This window comes from Streptomyces sp. HNM0574 (assembly GCF_012726235.1).
In the GTDB taxonomy this organism is placed as follows: Bacteria; Actinomycetota; Actinomycetes; order Streptomycetales; family Streptomycetaceae; genus Streptomyces.
In genome coordinates this window covers 570894-587991 of record NZ_JAASAH010000001.1, presented here as the reverse complement: position 1 = coordinate 587991, position 17098 = coordinate 570894, and the positions used below count along the sequence as shown (strand labels likewise).

The following is a 17098-nucleotide window of genomic DNA, read 5'->3' as shown; positions in this document are numbered from 1 at the left end:
AACAGGTCACTCCTTCACGCGCGGCCCGGCAGGAACCGGTGGCGCCGGGCGGGCAGTTGGTAGCCGAGGGGGTGGAGCCGCTGGAACCGCCACAGGTCGCGGCACATGTCGTCCAGGCCGCGGGTGGGGCGCCAGCCCCAGGCCCTGGCCACCGCGCCCGCGTCGGCGACGAGTTCGGCGACGTCGCCGGGCCGCCGTCCGACGACGCGGTACGGGATGGGCGTGCCGCAGGCCACGCCGAACGCGGCGGTGACGTCGAGGACCGAATGCCCCTGCCCGGTACCGAGGTTGAAGATCCGCATGCCGGGTCCGTCGGCGAGGTGGTCCAGGGCCAGCCGGTGTGCCTCGGCGGTGTCCATGACGTGCAGGTAGTCCCGGATCGCGGTGCCGTCGGGGGTGTCGTAGTCGTCGCCGAACACGCGGAGGTCGGGCTTGCGTCCGACGGCGACCTGCGCCAGGTACGGCATCAGGTTCTCCGGCGTGCCGAGCGGGGACTCGCCGAGCTGGCCGCTGGGGTGGGCGCCGACGGGGTTGAAGTACCGCAGGCAGAGCACGGCGAAGCCGGGCACCCGGGCGCACACGTCGGCCAGGATCTGCTCGCAGATCCACTTCGAGGCGGCGTACGGGTTGGTGGGGCGCGCCGGGGCCGCCTCGTCCAGCGGCACCCGGGCGGCGTCCCCGTAGACGGAACAGGAGGAGGAGAACACCAGCTGGCGTACTCCGTGGTGGCGCATGACCCGCAGCAGCGAGGTCGTGCCGCCGACGTTGGCGTCGTAGTACTCGACGGGCGATCTGGACGACTCCCCCACGGCCTTGTGCGCGGCAAAGTGCACGACAGCGTCCACGGAGTGGCGGTCGAAGACGGCCGAGAGGGAGGCCCGGTCCCGGATGTCGAGTTCGTACACGGCACCGACGAACCGGTCGGTGATCCTTTCCACTTGGGCGAAGACCTGCGGGGTGCTGTTGGAGTAGTCGTCGACGACGATCACCTCGTAGCCGTGGTCCAGCAGTTCGACGCAGGTGTGACTGCCGATGAAGCCGGCGCCGCCGGTGACGAGGACGGTGGACGGTGCGGTCATGGCCCGGCTCCTTTCTGTGCGGGCGGGCGGGCGCCGGCGGAGGGGCGCCCTGTTCACCACCCCAGGACGGCGGCGGCGTAGGGCGGGTAGAAGAGCAGGGCCGTGGCGGCGGGCAGCGCGGTGACCAGGCCGATGGCCAGCGGCAGCCGCGCGGTCGCCACGGCGGCGGAGAAGGGGACGTGCGCGGCGCGGGCCGCCTCCCGGATGTGCAGCAGCGGCACGGCGAGCGCGACGGCGCTGTAGGCGGTGGCCGCGAGCAGGCACAGGAAGACGTATCCGGCGGCGGGCGAGGTGAGTTCGCCGACGAGCGCGACGGCGGAGAGGGAGCAGCCGAGCCCGGCGAACGGGAGGACGAGCCGGGCCAGCAGGGGCTGCGGCCCGCGCACGTCCTTGGGGGTGACCTTGAAGGTGACGGTGCGGTTCCGCAGCCGCAGCAGCAGCGCCCCGAGCAGTCCCCAGACCACGAACGGCCAGCGGGCGAGCGCGAACAGCCAGGTCTCCCAGCTGAGGACGGGCGCGTTCCGCGGGCGCAGCAGGCCGCGCCCGCGCAGCAGGTAGAGGGTGAGCAGCAGCCACACCGGCATGGCCCAGAAGTGCAGCAGGAAGTCGAAGTAGTTGACGTTCATCCAGGGCAGGCCGGTGAGCACGGCGATCGGCGGCAGCGTCAGCCCGGAGACGATCATCAGGCCGAACAGCGGGTAGTAGGCGAGCGCGTAGCCGAAGCGGAGCCGGAGCAGCGGCGGGAGCCGGCGCAGGTGCCGGGGCAGCAGGCCGAGCAGCATGGTGGTGAGGCTGCGCGACCACTGGTACTCCTGGGTGGCCATGTCGGCGAAGGTGAGCGGGCCGTCGCCGTGCGCCTCGGCGTCGATGGCGAACGCGCCGTGCCAGCCTGCCGAGTTGAGCAGGTAGGTGGTGGAGAAGTCCTCGGCGAGTTCGGGGCCCAGGCCGCCGATCTCGCGCAGCGCGCGGGTGCGGACGGCGTAGTGCGAGCCGATGCACATGGGTGCGAGTCCGGCGCTGTGGCCCAGCTGGACGGCGCCCTGCCAGACGGCCTCGCGGTGCAGCCGTCCCCGTGCGGCCCAGGAGCCGCCGTCGTTGGCGTCGCAGACGCTGGGTGCGGCGACGTAGCCGATGGCCGGGTCGCCGAACGGCCGGACCATCTCGGCGAGATAGCCGGGTTCGGGCACGTGGTCGCAGTCGAGCTGGGCGACGACGGTGTAGTGCCGGTAGCCCCAGTGGTCGTAGAAGTAGGCGAGGTTGCCCTCCTTGCAGCGGGTGCGGCGGGGCCAGCCGGCGCGGTGGTACCGGTCGACGCCGCGGCGGCAGGAGAGCCCGACCCGGTGCTCCCGGCACCAGCGCGTGATCTCGTCCGTCGGGTCCTCGTCGCAGAGCCAGACGTCGTACGCGTACGGGTACCGCTGCGCGAGCATCGCCTCCAGGGTGCGGCGCACGGTGGGCCACGGTTCGGAGGGGGCGCGGGTGACGACGAAGGCGACGGGGACGTCGGGCACCGGCAGCGTGGGGTCGACGCGGCGGAGCCGGAGCGCGGTGACGAAGAAGTAGCAGGGGATGGCGGTGAGGTAGAGCAGCAGCAGGCTGTTGACGACGAGCCCGGCCCAGCCGGCGCGGTGCTCGGGCTGGAGCCACCAGGCCCAGAACCAGACGAAGGAGAGCGTCCATCCCACGGCGATGGTCCACAGCGCGGCCCGGTACTTCCCGGGCAGCACGGGCACGAAGGTGGACTCGCGGACCGTGCCGGTCCGGTACGGGTGGCCGAAGACGGGTCCGCCGTCCACGATCCGCACGACGTTGCCGTCCGAGATCCGGGAGAGGTGCCGCTCCACGAGGAGGCGGTCCGCCGTGTCCGGCTCACTGTGTGTCATGGCTCCACCGCCTCGGGTGCGTGTCCGCCGTACACTGAAAGCGTCCATTTACGCCGTATATGTCTGACTTTGCGCCTCTGGTGCGGCGACGTCAAGAGGCACCCTGGAAACCGAGACGGAGGCCGCCATGACCGAGGAAGAACCGGCCGGGGACGCCCCGCGCCGCCGGGCCAGCGACCGCGGCCGGTACGGACGCCTCACCCGGGAGCGCGTCCTCGACACCGCCCTCGCGCTCGTCGACCGGGACGGGCTCGGCGGGCTGAGCATGCGCAGACTGGGCGCCGAACTCGGCGTCGAGGCCATGACGCTGTACCGCTACGCCCCCGGCAAGGAGGCCCTGCTCGACGGCATGGTCGAAGCCTTCAGCCGCGAACTCGACCAGCTGCTGAGCGAGGGGGAACCGGCGGGCGGCACGGACGAACTACCCGCCTGGGAACGGGAGTTGCAGCGGATCGCGGAGGCCACGTACCAAGTGGCCATGCGCCACCCGCACGTGGTGCCGCTGCTGGCCACCCGCCTGCTGTCCACCCCGCTCGCCCGCCGCCCGGCCGCCGTCCTGAACGGCGACGAACGCATCCTGGCCCGGCTGCACGAGGCGGGCGTCACCGGCGAACGCGCGGTGGCCGTGCACCGCGCCTTCACCGCCTGGCTGCTCGGCTACCTCCTCGTCGAACTCCGCGCCATGGACGACGACCCCGACGAGCCCGAACCGGCCTTCCGCCTCGGCCTCCACCGCCTCCCCGCCGCGGACTTCCCCCGCCTCCGCGAAACCGCCCCGGCCCTCGCCGGCACCGGCGGCCCGCCCCAACTCGCCGCGGGCCTCACGGCGTTGCTCGCCCCGTACCGGTGAGCGGGCACCCGGGCGCGACTTTTCCTGGATACCCCCCGCCCGTATATTGGGCGGGGCCCTGTCACCTGTCGAACGGAGACGTCATGGCGCCGAGCGTCGAGGTCGTCACGCGTGTGCTGAACCATCCCGTCGTCCGCCTCACGGCCGCCGCGCTGCTCCAGGCCGGAGCGGAGCACCTGCGCCGGAACGGCGGCGCGATACCGGCCCGGAGCGGCGGCGCGGCCCTCACCGGCTGCGCCTGCTCCCCGCGCGCCGTCACGGCGCGCTGACCGAGGACGGAGACCAACGCGCTGCGCCCCGGCCGGAGTTCCGGCCGGGGCGCAGCGCGTTGTTGTGGCGGGGCGGGGCGCTCAGTGCGCGTGACCGCCGGACTCCTCCGCTCCCCCGCCGTGCTCCTGCCCCTTCTCCCCGGCGTCGCCCGCGGGCGCGACGGGTGCGGTGAAGGAGACGGTCCGCACCTTGCCCTCGTGCTTGAAGTCGAGGAACAGCCGGTAGTCACCGGCGGTGGGCGCGGTGGCCTCGAAGGAGACCTCGGGGCCGGGCTTCGTCTTGCCGTCGCCGGGCTCGCCGTTCGGGTGGACGTGGAGGTAGCCCAGGTCACCGGCGCGCAGGGCGACGAGGTGCCCGTAGGCGCCGAGGTACGGGTCGAGGTCCTTGACGGGCTTGCCGTCCTTCTCGACGGTGAAGCCCAGTTCGGTGCCCCGGCCGGCGGTCAGGTCGCCGTCGAGGGTGACCTCGTACCCGTCGACGGTCGCGGTCTTCGACTTCTCCGGCAGCTCGGGCGGGTCGTAGTCGCCGCCCACCGCGAGGTCGGCACCCAGGGTGACGCCCTCGGCGTCCGGCTCCTTGGGGATGAAGTCGGTGAAGACGCGGTAGTCGCCCGCCTCGGGCAGCTCGACGTCGGTGCTCCAGGTGCCGTCGGCGGCCAGCTCCGGGTGCAGGTGCCGGTACTCGGTCAGGCCGCGCGAGGCGACGATGAGGTGCAGGTCCTTGCCGTGCTCGCGGGTGTACTCGGTGACGGGCTCGCCCTTCTCGTCCAGCACGGCGAAGCGCAGACTCTCGTCCTTGCCGGCCTCCAGGCGCGGGGTCTTCACGTCGAGGGTGTAGCCGCCCTCGGAGACCTGAAGCCCGCCCGGGGACGCGTGCGCGCCGCCCCCGGAGCCGCCCTCGCTCCCGCTCTTCGCCTTGCCGCCGCCGTGCTCCGCGTGCGCCGCGGGTTCGGCGTCGGCGGCGATGGGGCCGACGGCGCCGCCCACGCCGTAGGCGGCGCCGAAGGCGGCGGCCAGCGCGGCCGCGAAAGCCGTGATCTTCATTCCGGTGTTCATGGCACTCCCTAGTCGGGTCTTCTTCCGCCGTCGCGTCGCGTCCCGCATCGGGACGGCCACGTCAATATACCCCCGGGGGGTAGATGAGCAAAGCGCTCCACGGCTTGCACTCGATAGGGGGTGGGGGTATACATGAGTCCGACGGATGGATACCCCCGCTGGGTATCCGCGAGTGTACCGATCCCCGGAGGGAACCCATGTCGGACTGCTGCACCACCGACGGCAGCTGCCAGACCAGCGCGACCGAGACCACGACCGCCGTCGCGGACGCCCAGGAGACCGTCTACGCCGTCTCCGGCATGACCTGCGGTCACTGCAAGTCGACGCTCACCAAGGAGATCGGCGCCCTGGACTCCGTGATCAGCGTCGACGTCGACGTCGCCGGCGGCCGGGTCACCGTCACCACCGGCGGCGAGCCGGACGACGGCCTGATCGCCAAGGTCGTCGACGAGGCCGGCTACGAGCTCACCGGCCGCGCCTGACCCCCGCCCCACCCACGCCCGTGGGCCCGCCCGGACGCACACCGGGCGGGCCCGGGCTCCGGAATCGCTCTCAGCCCGAGGAGCAGTGATGACCACGACGACACCCGGCACAGCCGAGGTCGAACTCGCCATCGGCGGTATGACTTGCGCCTCGTGCGCCGCCCGGATCGAGAAGAAGCTCAACCGCATGGACGGGGTCGAGGCCACCGTCAACTACGCGACGGAGAAGGCCAAGGTCTCCTACGCGGGCGATCTGGAGGTCACCGACCTCATCGCCACCGTGGAGGCCACCGGCTACTCCGCCACCCCGCCCGCACCCAAGCGCCAGGACGACGCCCCGGCATCCGGCGGCGAGCCGGCCGCGGCGCCCGAGGCCGACGAGCTGAAGCCCCTGCGGCAGCGGCTCATCGTCTCCACGCTGCTGTCCGTGCCGGTCATCGCCATGGCGATGGCGCCCGCGCTGCAGATCGAGTACTGGCAGTGGCTCTCGCTCACGCTCGCGGCACCCGTCGTCGTCTGGGGCGCGCTGCCGTTCCACAAGGCGGCGTGGACCAACGCCCGGCACGGCGCCGCCACCATGGACACCCTGATCTCGGTGGGCACCACGGCCGCGCTGCTGTGGTCGCTGTGGGCGCTGTTCTTCGGCACCGCCGGCGAACCGGGGATGACGCACCCCTTCGAACTCTCCATCGCCCGCACCGACGGGGCCGCCAACATCTACCTGGAGGCGGCGGCGGGCGTCACCACCTTCCTGCTGGCCGGCCGGTACTTCGAGGCGCGCTCCAAGCGGAAGGCCGGCGCGGCGCTCAAGGCCCTGCTGGAGCTGGGCGCCAAGGAGGTCACCGTCCTGCGGGACGGCCGCGAGCAGCTGATCCGTACCGAGGACCTGGCCGTCGGCGACCACTTCCTGGTCCGCCCCGGCGAGAAGATCGCCACGGACGGCGTCGTCGTCGAGGGCAGCTCCGCCGTGGACGCCTCGATGCTCACCGGCGAGTCGGTCCCGGTCGAGGTCGCCGCGGGTGACGCGGTCACCGGCGCCACGCTCAACGCGGGCGGCCGGCTGCTGGTCGAGGCCACCCGGGTCGGCTCCGACACCCAACTGGCCCGGATGGCCAAGCTGGTGGAGGACGCGCAGGACGGCAAGGCGGCCGCGCAGCGGCTGGCCGACCGGATCTCCGCGGTCTTCGTCCCCGTCGTCATCGCCCTCGCGCTGGGCACGCTCGGCTTCTGGCTGGGCAACGGCGCCGAGCTGACGGCGGCCTTCACCGCGGCCGTCGCCGTGCTGATCATCGCCTGCCCCTGCGCCCTGGGCCTGGCCACGCCGACCGCGCTGATGGTCGGCACCGGACGCGGCGCCCAGCTCGGCATCCTGATCAAGGGCCCCGAGGTCCTGGAGAACACCCGCAAGGCCGACACGATCGTGCTGGACAAGACCGGCACCGTGACCACCGGCAAGATGACCCTGCTGACCGTGCACACCGCGGCCGGCCAGGACGAGACCGAAGTGCTGCGGCTCGCCGGTGCGTTGGAGCACTCCTCCGAGCACCCGATCGCGCAGGCCGTCGCCACCGGCGCGGCCGAGAAGACCGGAACGCTGCCCACGCCCGAGGACTTCGCCAACGTCGCCGGTCTCGGCGTCCAGGGCGTCGTCGAGGGGCACGCCGTGCTCGTCGGACGGGAGAAGCTGCTCCAGGAGTGGGCCATCGAGCTCCCGGCCGACCTGTCCCGCGCCAAGTCCGAGGCCGAGGCGGCCGGCCGGACCGCGATCGCGGTGGCCTGGGACGGCGCGGCGCGCGCCGTGCTGGAGGTGGCCGACGCGATCAAGCCGACCAGCGCCGACGCCATCCGGCGGCTGCGCGCCCTCGGCCTGACCCCGATCCTGCTCACCGGGGACAACCGCGCCGTCGCCGAGGCGGTCGCGGCCGAGGTCGGCATCGACGAGGTCATCGCCGAGGTCATGCCGCAGGACAAGGTCGACGTGGTCAAGCGCCTCCAGGGCGAGGGCAAGTCGGTGGCGATGGTCGGCGACGGCGTCAACGACGCGGCCGCGCTCGCCCAGGCCGAGCTGGGCCTGGCCATGGGCACCGGCACGGACGCCGCCATCGAGGCGGGCGATCTGACCCTGGTCCGGGGTGACTTGAGGGCCGCGGCGGACGCCATCCGGCTGTCCCGCAAGACCCTGTCCACGATCAAGTCCAACCTCGCGTGGGCCTTCGGGTACAACGTCATGGCCCTGCCGCTGGCGGCCGCCGGCCTGCTCAACCCGATGATCGCGGGAGCGGCGATGGCCTTCTCCTCGGTCTCCGTCGTGGCCAACAGCATGCGGCTGCGCACCTTCCGGGCCGCGGACTGACCCGGCCCCCGCACAGCCCGAGGGGGCGGCCGGAGCACCGCGGGTGCCGGCCGCCCCCAGCCCCGACCGAACAGCGCGACTCTTTGTGACGACCCACGACAAGAAGAGGTCACCGTGGCCGGCTACGCACCGCACAAGGACTCGATCGTCCGCCGTCTGCGCCGCATCGAGGGGCAGGTGAGGGGACTTCAGCGCATGGTCGAGCAGGACACCTACTGCATCGACGTGCTGACCCAGGTGTCCGCCACCACCTCCGCGCTGCAGTCCTGTGCCCTGGAGCTGCTGGACGAGCACCTGAACTGCTGCGTCAGCGACGCGCTGGAGGCCGGCGGGTCGCGCGCCGAGGCGAAGGTGAGCGAGGCGTCCGCGGCCATCGCCCGGCTCGTACGGGCCTGAGAGCGGACGCGGCCCCGGCGCCCCGGGCCGCCCCCAAGTCGCCCCGGCGGAACGGCAGTCGGGGCGCGGCGCCGCCCGGAGGGACGGGCGGGGCCGGAGAAGCGGTCGTACTATATGGGGCGTTCCCCGACCGGCGAACAAAGCAGGAGGCGAGTGTGCGGCGGCTGGGCGAGCTGGAGGGCGAGATCATGGACCGGCTGTGGGACTGGGAGCGGGGTACGGTGCGCGCCGTCGTGGACGACATCAACCGCACCCGCACCGTGGCCTACACCACGGTGATGACCGTGGCCGACATCCTCCACCGCAAGGGCTGGGTACGCCGCGAGAAGGTCAACCGCGCCTGGGTGTACGAGCCGGTGCGCTCCCGCGAGTGGTACACGGCGGCGCTGATGCAGGACGCGCTGGGCAGCAGCAGCGACCGTCCGGCGGCGCTGCTCCGCTTCGTCGAGGACATGTCCAGCGAGGACGTGGCGGCCCTGGACGCCGCCCTGCGCTCCCGTGACCGGCCGGGGCCCTCCGGTGCCGCCCGGTGAACCATCACCTGCTGCCTCCCCTGGTCACCGCGCTGGTCAGCGGCGGGCTCGCGCCCGCGCTGCTGGCCCGCTCCGCGTGGACGCAGCACGCGCCCCGGCTGGCCGCCACCGCCTGGGCCGCGCTGGGGGTCCTCTTCACCGGGGCCGCCGGCGCGATGCTGTCCCAGCTGCTGCTGCCCAGCCCCACCGGGCACTTCCTGCTGAGCCTGCTGGCGGCCTGCCGCCCGTGGACGGGCGACAGCGCCGACGCGGGACTCGTCCTCGTCGTGATGGCCGCTCTGGTGGCGCCGCTGGCCACGGCGGTCACGCGCAGCATCCGCAGCTCCCGGCGCAGGCGGCACCGGCACGCCTCCACCCTGCACCTGGTGGGCCGCCGGGTCCGCGGGATTCCGGCGACGGTGCTGGACCACGACTCCCCCGTCGCCTACTGCCTGCCGGGGCGCTCGCCCCAAGTCGTCGTCACCTCGGGGGCGTTGCGCACCCTGACCCGTCCACAACTGTCCGCGGTGCTCGCGCACGAGTGGGCGCACATCAAAGGCCGTCACCATCTTCCGGTGGCGGCCGCCGAGGCGTTCGGGGCCGTTCTCGGGCCGCTGCCGCTGGCCCGCCACATGCGGGCGCAGGTGCCGTTCCTGATGGAACTGGCCGCCGACGACCGGACGTTGCGGCGCTGTTCCCCCGAGGCGCTGGCCGCCGCGCTCTATGTCATGGCCGCGGGCAGAGCCCCGCGTGAGACGCTCGCCGCCGGGGGACCCTCGGCGGCGCTGCGCATCCGCCGTCTCGTCGGACCTCGCGGGCCGCAACACCCTGTGGTCCGGGGGCTGTTCTGGCTCTTTGTCTGGGCGGCACCAGCGGTCCCGCTTCTGCTGGCGTGCTGTTCCCTATAGCCGGCAGGAACAGCGGGGTCGCGGGGAAGCTTCCCGGGGCTACTAATTTACTAAGGAATTCAGTAGACGAGTGCGGCGCACATCGCGGCTCCGCACTTCCTTTTCCCGTTCACCCGGTCAAATCCACTTCGGCTCATAACTGCCCTTCCGTTCCCCTGTTTTCGGGCCGTCGGCACCGCTAGAGTCGGGGATAGGCGGGGAGATGGCTGTCGCAAGGAGGTAGCAGGCTATGACGCCCGTGGACGTGCGGCGAGCAGTCCCGGCCGAGGCCACCGCAGTGTCCCGGGTATTGGCGGAAGCAATCAGAGCCAGCTACACGGGCCTGCTGGAAGAAGCCGTCCTGTTGCGCCTCATCGGAGACCAGTGCTCTCTGCCGCGTATTCGCGCGGAAATAGGTATTCCCGGTGGAACACCCGGCTGGCTCGGCTGGCTGGTGGCCACCACGGCGGACGGCACGGTGGTCGGCGCCGTCGCGGGCGGTGTGCCGTCCTCCGGTTCGGGCGAGGTCTACTCCCTGTGCACCGCGCCCTCGCACCGCCGGGGGAAGATCGGCAGCGCGCTGCTGTCGGCCGCCACCGACCAGCAGAAGCAGCACGAGGCCCGGCAGCAGGCGATCTCGCTGCACTCCCCGGACGACCCCCTGCTGCCCTTCCTCCGGCACCACGGCTTCCGGCTCCAGGAGCCCGCGCCGGGCCGGGACGACACCCTGCGCTGTCTGCGGACCCTCTGAGCCGCCGGCCCCGTCCCCTCCCCTGGCAGATCCACGCCATCGCGTGGACACGCAGCCGCGTTCGCTGGCTCCGGCGCGTTCCGCCGGGCCACGATGGCTGGCATGCGGACGGCCCCGGCGGCACGGGTCCTTCCGCACCGGCAGGGGACCGGCCGACCGACCTTCCTGGAGGAGCGATGGACGCACAGACCAGCGCCGGCAGGCCGGCCCTGCTCGAACTCTCGCCCAGACCGGCGTACGGGACGGCCGTCCCGGAACTCGGGGAGGCCCGCCAACAGTCCGCGGAACACGGCGGGTTGACCGAGCCTCCGGAGTTCCCCCTCTCCCCCGGCTGGCTCCCCGGGCTGGAGTCCGTGGCCCCGCTGTCCCCCGAGGACGTGTGGCTCCAGGGCGCCCTGCTGGGCCCGTTCAGCGCCGACATCGTCGCGTACCTGGGCCTGGCCCGCGCGACCGGCGGGCCGGTCCTCGACCTGGGCTCGGGCGCCGGACGGCTGACCGTCCCCTTCGCCCGGCACGGCTTCCGCGTGGAGGCGGTGGACCGGGACCGGCCCAGCCTCGTCCAACTGCGCGCCTGGGCGGCCCGGTTCGGGCCGCGGGTGCACCGGCTGGTGACGACGACCCACGCCGACCTCACCGAGCTGCGGCTCACCGGCAGCTACCGGCTCGCGGTGCTGGCCGGCTCCATGGTCACCGCGATCCCGCCCGAGGCGCGCGCCCACGTCTTCCGCGAGGTCGCCACCCACCTCGGGGACGGCGGCGCGCTCGCGCTCGACTACACGGCGCACGAACTGCCCGGGCTGCACGACCACCCGCGCCGCGGCCGCGCGTTCCACGTCCCCCGCTTCGACGGCGTCACCGAACGCGTGCGCTCCCGCCAGGAGTTCTGCACCTCGCGGATGCGGGAGACGGTCACCTACGACTGCGAGCGCTCAGCGCCCGGCCACACCCACCGGGTACGGCTGACGACGGAGAAGTGGATCGTCGACCCGGCACGGCTGGAGGAGGACGTCCGCGCCGCCGGGCTGCGCGTCGCCTCGGTCAGCCGGCACCGGATCGACCACCGCACGCGCGGCGTCCTGCTGGTCTGCGCGCCCGGCGCCTGACTGCGGCCCCGCGGGCCTGCCCAACGGCGCCCGACAACCGGTGATTTCTCCCCCGCCCGTGCCCCCGTGACGCCTCGTCACGCCCGATGTGACCCGCGTCACCAGGCAATTCCGGGCCGAGTCCAAATACCGCTTCGTGTGACATAGTCTCCGAGGGCACACCAGGCGACGAGGGGAGTCTGCTGCACCGTGGCGGGAATCAGGTCCGGGGGGCGTTCGGGTGCGACCGACGTGACGCTGACTCTCTATCAGGCACTACGCGGTCGCGGGGCCTCCAGCTTCGCCGAATCGGTCGCCGACCTGGGGCTCACCCCGGAGGAAACCGCGGACTGCCGAGCCGAGTTGGTGGCCCTGGGCCTCATCGTCCCGACGGGCACGGCCCACGACAGCCGGCTCGCCCTGGACGACGGAAGCGGCTCCGAGGAGGAGACGGACGCCGTCGCCGTGATCGACCCGGAGATCGCGTTACTCCGGCTGCTCGAACGTGAGCAGCGAAGGCTACGCGAGCATCTGACCGAGGCCGACCAGGCGTACGAGCGGCTGGAGCACCTGGCGGCCCGCTTCCTCCGCGCCGGCACCCTCGACCAGGCGAAGGTCGAGGTCGAGGTCCTCACCGACTACCGGCGCATACAGCAGGTCCTGGAGGACATCGCCGACGTCATCCAGCACGACCTCGCCTCCCTGCACCCGGGTTCGCTGCGCCGCGAGATCCCGGAGCGTGCCCTGGACCGGGACCGGCGCCAGCTGGAGAACGGCGTCCGGGTCCGCGCCGTCTACAGCCGCCGGTTCGCCTCCGTGCCCGAACAGGCCGAGTACTTTCGCCGCAAGGCCGAACTCGGCGTCGAGGTCCGTCTGTCGCCCGTGGTCCCGATGGACATGGTCCTGGCCGACCAGCAGTTCGCGCTGCTCCCGGTCGACCCGGAGGACACCTCGGCCGGCGCCATCCTCGCCCGCGGCCCCGCCCTCGTCCGCTCGTACCTGGCCCTGTTCGAGTACTGCTGGCACACCGCCACCGCCTACGGCGAGCAGGGCTCCCCCGAGCAGGGCGGCGACGGCCTCACGGAGCAGCAGCGGGCCGCGCTGCGGATGCTGGCCTCCGGCATGAAGGACGAGAAGATCGCCCGCAGCCTCGGCGTCTCGCTCCGTACGGTGAGCCGGGTGCTCTCCGAGCTGATGACCGAACTCGGCGCCTCCAGCCGGTTCGAGGCCGGGGTGCGCGCCACCCGGCTCGGCTGGCTGGACTGAGCCCGTCGCGGGCGCCCCGGCCCTGACCGGGGGACCAGTTGTACGATGTGGACAAAACTTTTGGTCCCTCCAAGGTGGCGGAGCGATGGCACGCGAAACGGCGCAGACAGACGAGGCGATGATTCAGCGGCTCCGCGACGTCGGCCTCCGCGTCACCGGGCCGCGGCTGGAGGTGCTGAAGGTCCTCTCCTCGGGCGAGCACCTGGACGTCGAGGCGATCACCGGCGCGGCCCGCGCCCGGCTGGGCACGCTGACCAGCCAGGCCGTCTACGACATGGTCCGGCACTTCCTCGACACCGGCCTGGTCACCAAGTTCGACCGCCCCGGCTGGCCCGCCGTTTTCGAAATCGCGGGGAAGCCGCACCAGCACGCGCTGTGCGTCAACTGCGGCCGGGTGGCGAATATTTCGGTGCCGCGCCAGGAACTCCCGGACAAGCGGCTCAGGGGCTGGAATCTGGACTCCGTGGAGATCACCTTCAAAGGCGAGTGCCCGGACTGCCGGTAATCCGGGAGGCCGCCGGTCCTGATGGCCGAAAAAAAGGGGCCGGGGCCCGTTCCCAGTGGAACGGGCCCCGGCCCCTTTTCCGTTGCCGCCCGGGGCGGATTTCCCGCGGCTCAGACGAGTCCGGCGACGGCCGGCCATTCGCTGCCCGGCGCATTCGCGGACCGCTGCGAGGTGGTGGCCTCGTCGAGCGCGATCACCGCGGAGGGGGCGGCGACGGCCGCACAGAGAATCGTCGCGGTGAGCAGCCGGCCGAGAACGGGGCGAAGGTTCGCGGTGCGGAGTGCGGGGGTCATGAATCCTCCAGGATGGGAATGCCATTGATGACGGTGTCTCCCCCGCCCGTGCCGCCGGGCTTCCGGGGTGACACTTGAATCATGTCGGCTCGGAAGGGTGCTCGACAGGTCTGCGCCGGTTCGTGCTCACGCCATGGCAAGGACGCGACACAATGACGCCGCGAAGATCTTTTCGCGGGTCCTGCGGAGAGAGCGGAAAACAGAATGCGCGTTCTTTTCCCGCCCGTTCACCCGGCCACATCTTGACCCAGGCATTCTTTTTATCCCGTCAAATAAACTGCTAGGCTTGACCGGCGGCACCCCCGGCCCTCCAGGAGGGGGGCGCCGCCCGGGGCAGGGGCGTGCCGCCGCCCCTGCCCCACCTTCGTGCGGCAGTGCCCTCCCACCGGTCAGCTCCCCGCGGCCGAGCGGTACACCTCCAGCGTCTCCGCCGCCGCGCGCTCCCAGCTCAGCCCGGCCGCGTGGCCCTCGGCGGCGCGTCCCATCCGCCGGGTCAGCTCCGGGCGCCGGGCCAGCCGCAGCAGCCCCCGCGCGTAGTCCCGCGGGTCGTGGCCCTCGACGAGCATCCCCGAGACGCCGTCCCGCACCGCGGTGGGCAGACCGCCGACGGCCGCCGCCAGTACGGGAGTTCCGCAGGCCTGGGCCTCCAGCGCCACCAGCCCGAAGGACTCGCTGCGCGAGGGGACCACCACGACGTCGGCGGCGCGGTACCAGTCGGCCAGCACGTGCTGCGGCACCGGGTCCTGGAAGCGGACGACGTCGGCGATGCCCAGCCGGGCGCACATCTTGTGCCAGCGCTCCGGCTGCGCGGTGCCGGTTCCGCTCAGTCCGCCGATGACCGGCACCAGCAGCCTGCGGCGCAGGTCCGGGGCCAGGCCGAGGAGTTCGACCACGGCGCGGAGCAGCACGTCGGGGCCCTTGAGCGGCTGGATGCGGCCGGCGAACAGCGGGACGAAGGCGTGCCGGGGGATGCCGAGCCGGGCGCGGGCCGCGTCCCGTCCGTCCCCGGCCCTGAAGGTGCGCAGGTCGACGCCGGGGCGTACGACGCGGGTGCGCGGGGCGGCGGCGCCGTAGAGGGAGCGGAGCGCCTCGGCCTCCGCCGGGGTGTTGGCGATCAGGCGGTCGGCGGCGCCGACGACGCGGTGCTCGCCCTGGACGCGGGATTCCGGTTCGGGGGTGTCGCCTTCGGCGAGCGCGGCGTTCTTCACCCGGGCCAGGGTGTGCATGGTGTGCACCAGCGGTATCCGCCAGTGGGCCGCGGCGATCCGCCCCGCCTGCCCGGACAGCCAGTAGTGCGAGTGGACGACGTCGTACGGGCGCGCCCCGGCACCGGCCCCGGACTCCGCCGCGCGCAGCAGCGCGAGCGAGAACTCCGGGAGCCGGTGCGGGAGTTGCTCCTTGGCGAGCGGGGCGCGCGGGCCCGCGACGAGGTGCCGCACCCGGACGCCGGGGGCGAGGTCGACGTCCAGGGGCTCGGCGGCGGCGCCGCAGCGGGTGAACAGGTCGACGTCGGCGCCCTGTTCGGCGAGGCGGCGGGCCAGCTGGAGCATGTAGACGTTCATCCCGCCGGCGTCGCCCGTCCCGGGCTGGTGCAGCGGAGAGGTGTGCACGCTGAGCATGGCGACGCGCAGCGGACGGTTCGCGGCTCGGCCTGAGGTCACGTGGACTCCCTGGGTTCGGCCACGTGACCTGCCGCCGCGTACCGACGCCCAGGCACGCGGCGGGCGATGCGGGCTCCCCGGCCGGGCGGCCCGGGAGGGGTGGTGCGGTTCGGTGGTGCGGGTGGTGCGGCCCGGGAGGGGCCCGGGTCAGAACCCGAAGACGGGTCCCGAGGGCGGCGCCAGGCGGCTCCCCGGGCGCGGCGCGCACAGCGCGGCCGCCGTCACCGGCCCGCCGGGGGTGACCCCGAGCGCGGCGGCGAGCCGGTCGGCGCCCTCCGGCATGACGGGCCGGGCCCAGGCGGTGAGCGCGGCGGCGACGGCCAGCTGCGCGGCGAGCGCGCGAGGCCGCTCGTCCCCGCCGGTGGTCGGCGCGCGGCCGCGGTCCCGGTCGTGGAGGTGCGCGTTGACGTCGGCGAAGTCGGCGGCGCAGCGCACCGCTTCGTCCAGGACGGCGACGGCGCGGCGCGGGTCGAGGGCGAGCGGGCCGTACGCCTCGCGCAGGTCCTCGGCCGCGCGCTCCAGGCGCCGCAGCAGCGTCGGCCAGCCGGCCCCGCCCGGTTCGGCGTCCGGGACGACGCCGCCGCACTCCTCGCGGACGGCGGCGAACAGGCGGCTCAGCCAGCGGTTCCAGGTCGCGTCCAGCTCGGCGCGGGTGCGGCGCAGTTCCTCGTGGCTGAAGGCCGTGCGGCGGGCGGTGGGACGTTCCCTGAGCACGTGCCGGCGGAGGGTGTCGGAGCCGTGCTCGGCGAGCAGGTCCAGTGCCCACACCGGGGGTTCGCCCTCGGCGTCCCGGGCGTCCAGGACGTACGGCTCGTTGACGACGAAGTCCTGCGGGAGCTTGAGCCCTCGGGTGAACATCAGCACCGGCAGTAACACCGCGTGGCAGAAGGCGTGGCCGAAGCCGCAGAAGTGCACGGTGTGCCCGGGCTCGGCGCGGCGGTCGAAGGCGTAGCCGTACAGGTGCAGCGCGGCGGCCTCGAAGCAGGCGTCGACGCGCTGTTCGGGGAAGCCCTCGACCGGCACCGGGACGCCCCACTCGCCGGGGTGGCTGACGGCGAGTTCGGGCAGCCCGTCCTCGGCCAGCCGGCGGCAGAGCGCGACGAGTCGCGGGGGCATTCCCGCGCCGTCGTCCCAGAACTCGGCCAGCCGCTCCCTGAAGGGCTCCAGGGGCAGGTAGAGGCGGCGGCAGCGGCGGGCGCGTGCCTCGCCGCCGCACCGGGCGCACCGCGCGTCGAGCAGGTCGCCGCAGTCGTTGGGGCGGGCGCACTCGTGGCACATGCCGCCGGAGCCGGGCGCGTCGCAGTGCGGGCAGTTGCCGGTGACGTGCGCGCCGTGCAGCCAGCGCTCGCAGGAGGCGCAGTGCGGCAGCAGCCGGGTGCGGGGGACAAGGAGGCCCTCGGCCGCCATCCGCGCGTACAGCTCGCGCAGCCAGCCGACGAAGGCCGTGGAGGCGCCGGGGTGCACGATCTCGTCGAACTCGACGCCGGAGCTGAGCCAGTCGGCGGCGATGGCCTCGCGGTAGCCGGCCGCGACCTCGTCGGGCTTGCGGCCGACCCGCAGCGACCTGACCTCGACGGAGCTGTCGTGGTCGCTGGTGCCGGTGGTGAAGCGCACGGGGGTGCCGTCCGCGCGCAGGTAGCGGCTGAGCATGTCGGCGGCGACGTACGGTCCGGCGAGGTGGCCGATGTGCAGCTCGCCGTCCGTCGCGGGCGGGGTCGCGGTGATCCAGACGGGTCCGGTCATGATCGGACCTCCTTCACGCGGTCGGCGGTG

Annotated in this window: 17 protein-coding genes; 11 read left to right on the top strand and 6 right to left on the bottom strand. The window is 73.4% G+C overall.

Features of this window, described 5'->3' with window-relative positions; translation table 11 throughout:
- Positions 1 to 14: 14 nt before the first annotated feature.
- Together galE and HCC30_RS02445 are read right to left on the bottom strand one after the other, a co-directional pair.
- Positions 15 to 1079: a UDP-glucose 4-epimerase GalE gene (gene galE / locus HCC30_RS02450; RefSeq protein ID WP_169440259.1), complete on the bottom strand. Its 1065-nt coding sequence runs from the start codon at positions 1077 to 1079 to the stop codon at positions 15 to 17.
- Positions 1080 to 1132: 53 nt separating this feature from the next.
- Entirely contained in the window at positions 1133 to 2962 is a 1830-nt protein-coding gene (locus HCC30_RS02445) for a glycosyltransferase (RefSeq protein WP_169440258.1), read from the bottom strand.
- A 127-nt stretch (positions 2963 to 3089) separates the two neighbouring features.
- On the opposite strand from HCC30_RS02445, the gene HCC30_RS02440 reads away from it, so the two are divergent.
- Entirely contained in the window at positions 3090 to 3812 is a 723-nt protein-coding gene (locus tag HCC30_RS02440; protein ID WP_169440257.1) for a TetR/AcrR family transcriptional regulator, read from the top strand.
- A gap of 83 nt (positions 3813 to 3895) precedes the next feature.
- Entirely contained in the window at positions 3896 to 4081 is a 186-nt protein-coding gene (locus HCC30_RS02435) for a hypothetical protein (RefSeq protein ID WP_169440256.1), read from the top strand.
- A gap of 81 nt (positions 4082 to 4162) precedes the next feature.
- On the opposite strand, the gene HCC30_RS02430 is transcribed toward HCC30_RS02435, so the two are convergent.
- Positions 4163 to 5137 carry a hypothetical protein gene (locus HCC30_RS02430; protein ID WP_169440255.1) on the bottom strand — a complete coding sequence of 325 codons (975 nt, stop codon included), beginning with the start codon at positions 5135 to 5137 and terminating at the stop codon, positions 4163 to 4165.
- Between the two features lie 197 nt (positions 5138 to 5334).
- On the opposite strand from HCC30_RS02430, the gene HCC30_RS02425 reads away from it, so the two are divergent.
- The 9 genes from HCC30_RS02425 to HCC30_RS02385 all read left to right on the top strand — a co-directional run bounded on the left by HCC30_RS02425 (position 5335) and on the right by HCC30_RS02385 (position 13371).
- Positions 5335 to 5619, top strand: coding sequence for a heavy-metal-associated domain-containing protein (locus HCC30_RS02425; protein WP_169440254.1), 285 nt, complete (start codon positions 5335 to 5337; stop codon positions 5617 to 5619).
- An 88-nt stretch (positions 5620 to 5707) separates the two neighbouring features.
- A complete protein-coding gene (locus HCC30_RS02420) occupies positions 5708 to 7972 on the top strand; it encodes a heavy metal translocating P-type ATPase (RefSeq protein ID WP_169440253.1) in 2265 nt (754 codons plus the stop codon).
- 114 nt (positions 7973 to 8086) lie between these two features.
- Positions 8087 to 8368 (top strand): metal-sensitive transcriptional regulator, encoded by a 282-nt coding sequence (locus HCC30_RS02415; protein WP_169440252.1) that lies wholly within the window; start codon positions 8087 to 8089, stop codon positions 8366 to 8368.
- A 155-nt stretch (positions 8369 to 8523) separates the two neighbouring features.
- Entirely contained in the window at positions 8524 to 8901 is a 378-nt protein-coding gene (locus HCC30_RS02410; RefSeq protein WP_169440251.1) for a BlaI/MecI/CopY family transcriptional regulator, read from the top strand.
- Positions 8898 to 9788: a M56 family metallopeptidase gene (locus HCC30_RS02405; RefSeq protein WP_169440250.1), complete on the top strand. Its 891-nt coding sequence runs from the start codon at positions 8898 to 8900 to the stop codon at positions 9786 to 9788. The genes HCC30_RS02410 and HCC30_RS02405 overlap by 4 nt, the downstream gene beginning before the upstream one ends.
- Before the next feature lie 343 nt (positions 9789 to 10131).
- Positions 10132 to 10518: a GNAT family N-acetyltransferase gene (locus tag HCC30_RS02400; RefSeq protein ID WP_240979253.1), complete on the top strand. Its 387-nt coding sequence runs from the start codon at positions 10132 to 10134 to the stop codon at positions 10516 to 10518.
- Between the two features lie 176 nt (positions 10519 to 10694).
- On the top strand, positions 10695 to 11621 hold the full coding sequence (locus tag HCC30_RS02395) for a class I SAM-dependent methyltransferase (protein WP_169440248.1): 927 nt from the start codon (positions 10695 to 10697) through the stop codon (positions 11619 to 11621).
- A gap of 231 nt (positions 11622 to 11852) precedes the next feature.
- Entirely contained in the window at positions 11853 to 12866 is a 1014-nt protein-coding gene (locus HCC30_RS02390) for a helix-turn-helix transcriptional regulator (protein WP_346776461.1), read from the top strand.
- Between the two features lie 85 nt (positions 12867 to 12951).
- On the top strand, positions 12952 to 13371 hold the full coding sequence (locus HCC30_RS02385) for a Fur family transcriptional regulator (RefSeq protein ID WP_169440247.1): 420 nt from the start codon (positions 12952 to 12954) through the stop codon (positions 13369 to 13371).
- A gap of 110 nt (positions 13372 to 13481) precedes the next feature.
- Here HCC30_RS02385 and HCC30_RS02380 read toward each other — a convergent pair whose 3' ends face one another.
- From HCC30_RS02380 to HCC30_RS02370, 3 genes are all read right to left on the bottom strand, one after another.
- Positions 13482 to 13664 (bottom strand): hypothetical protein, encoded by a 183-nt coding sequence (locus tag HCC30_RS02380; protein WP_169440246.1) that lies wholly within the window; start codon positions 13662 to 13664, stop codon positions 13482 to 13484.
- 389 nt (positions 13665 to 14053) lie between these two features.
- The gene (gene mshA / locus HCC30_RS02375; protein WP_169440516.1) at positions 14054 to 15283 is read right to left on the bottom strand and encodes a D-inositol-3-phosphate glycosyltransferase; all 1230 of its coding nucleotides are present in this window, start codon (positions 15281 to 15283) and stop codon (positions 14054 to 14056) included.
- Between the two features lie 189 nt (positions 15284 to 15472).
- Positions 15473 to 17068 carry a class I tRNA ligase family protein gene (locus HCC30_RS02370; protein WP_169440245.1) on the bottom strand — a complete coding sequence of 532 codons (1596 nt, stop codon included), beginning with the start codon at positions 17066 to 17068 and terminating at the stop codon, positions 15473 to 15475.
- Positions 17069 to 17098 lie beyond the last annotated feature (30 nt).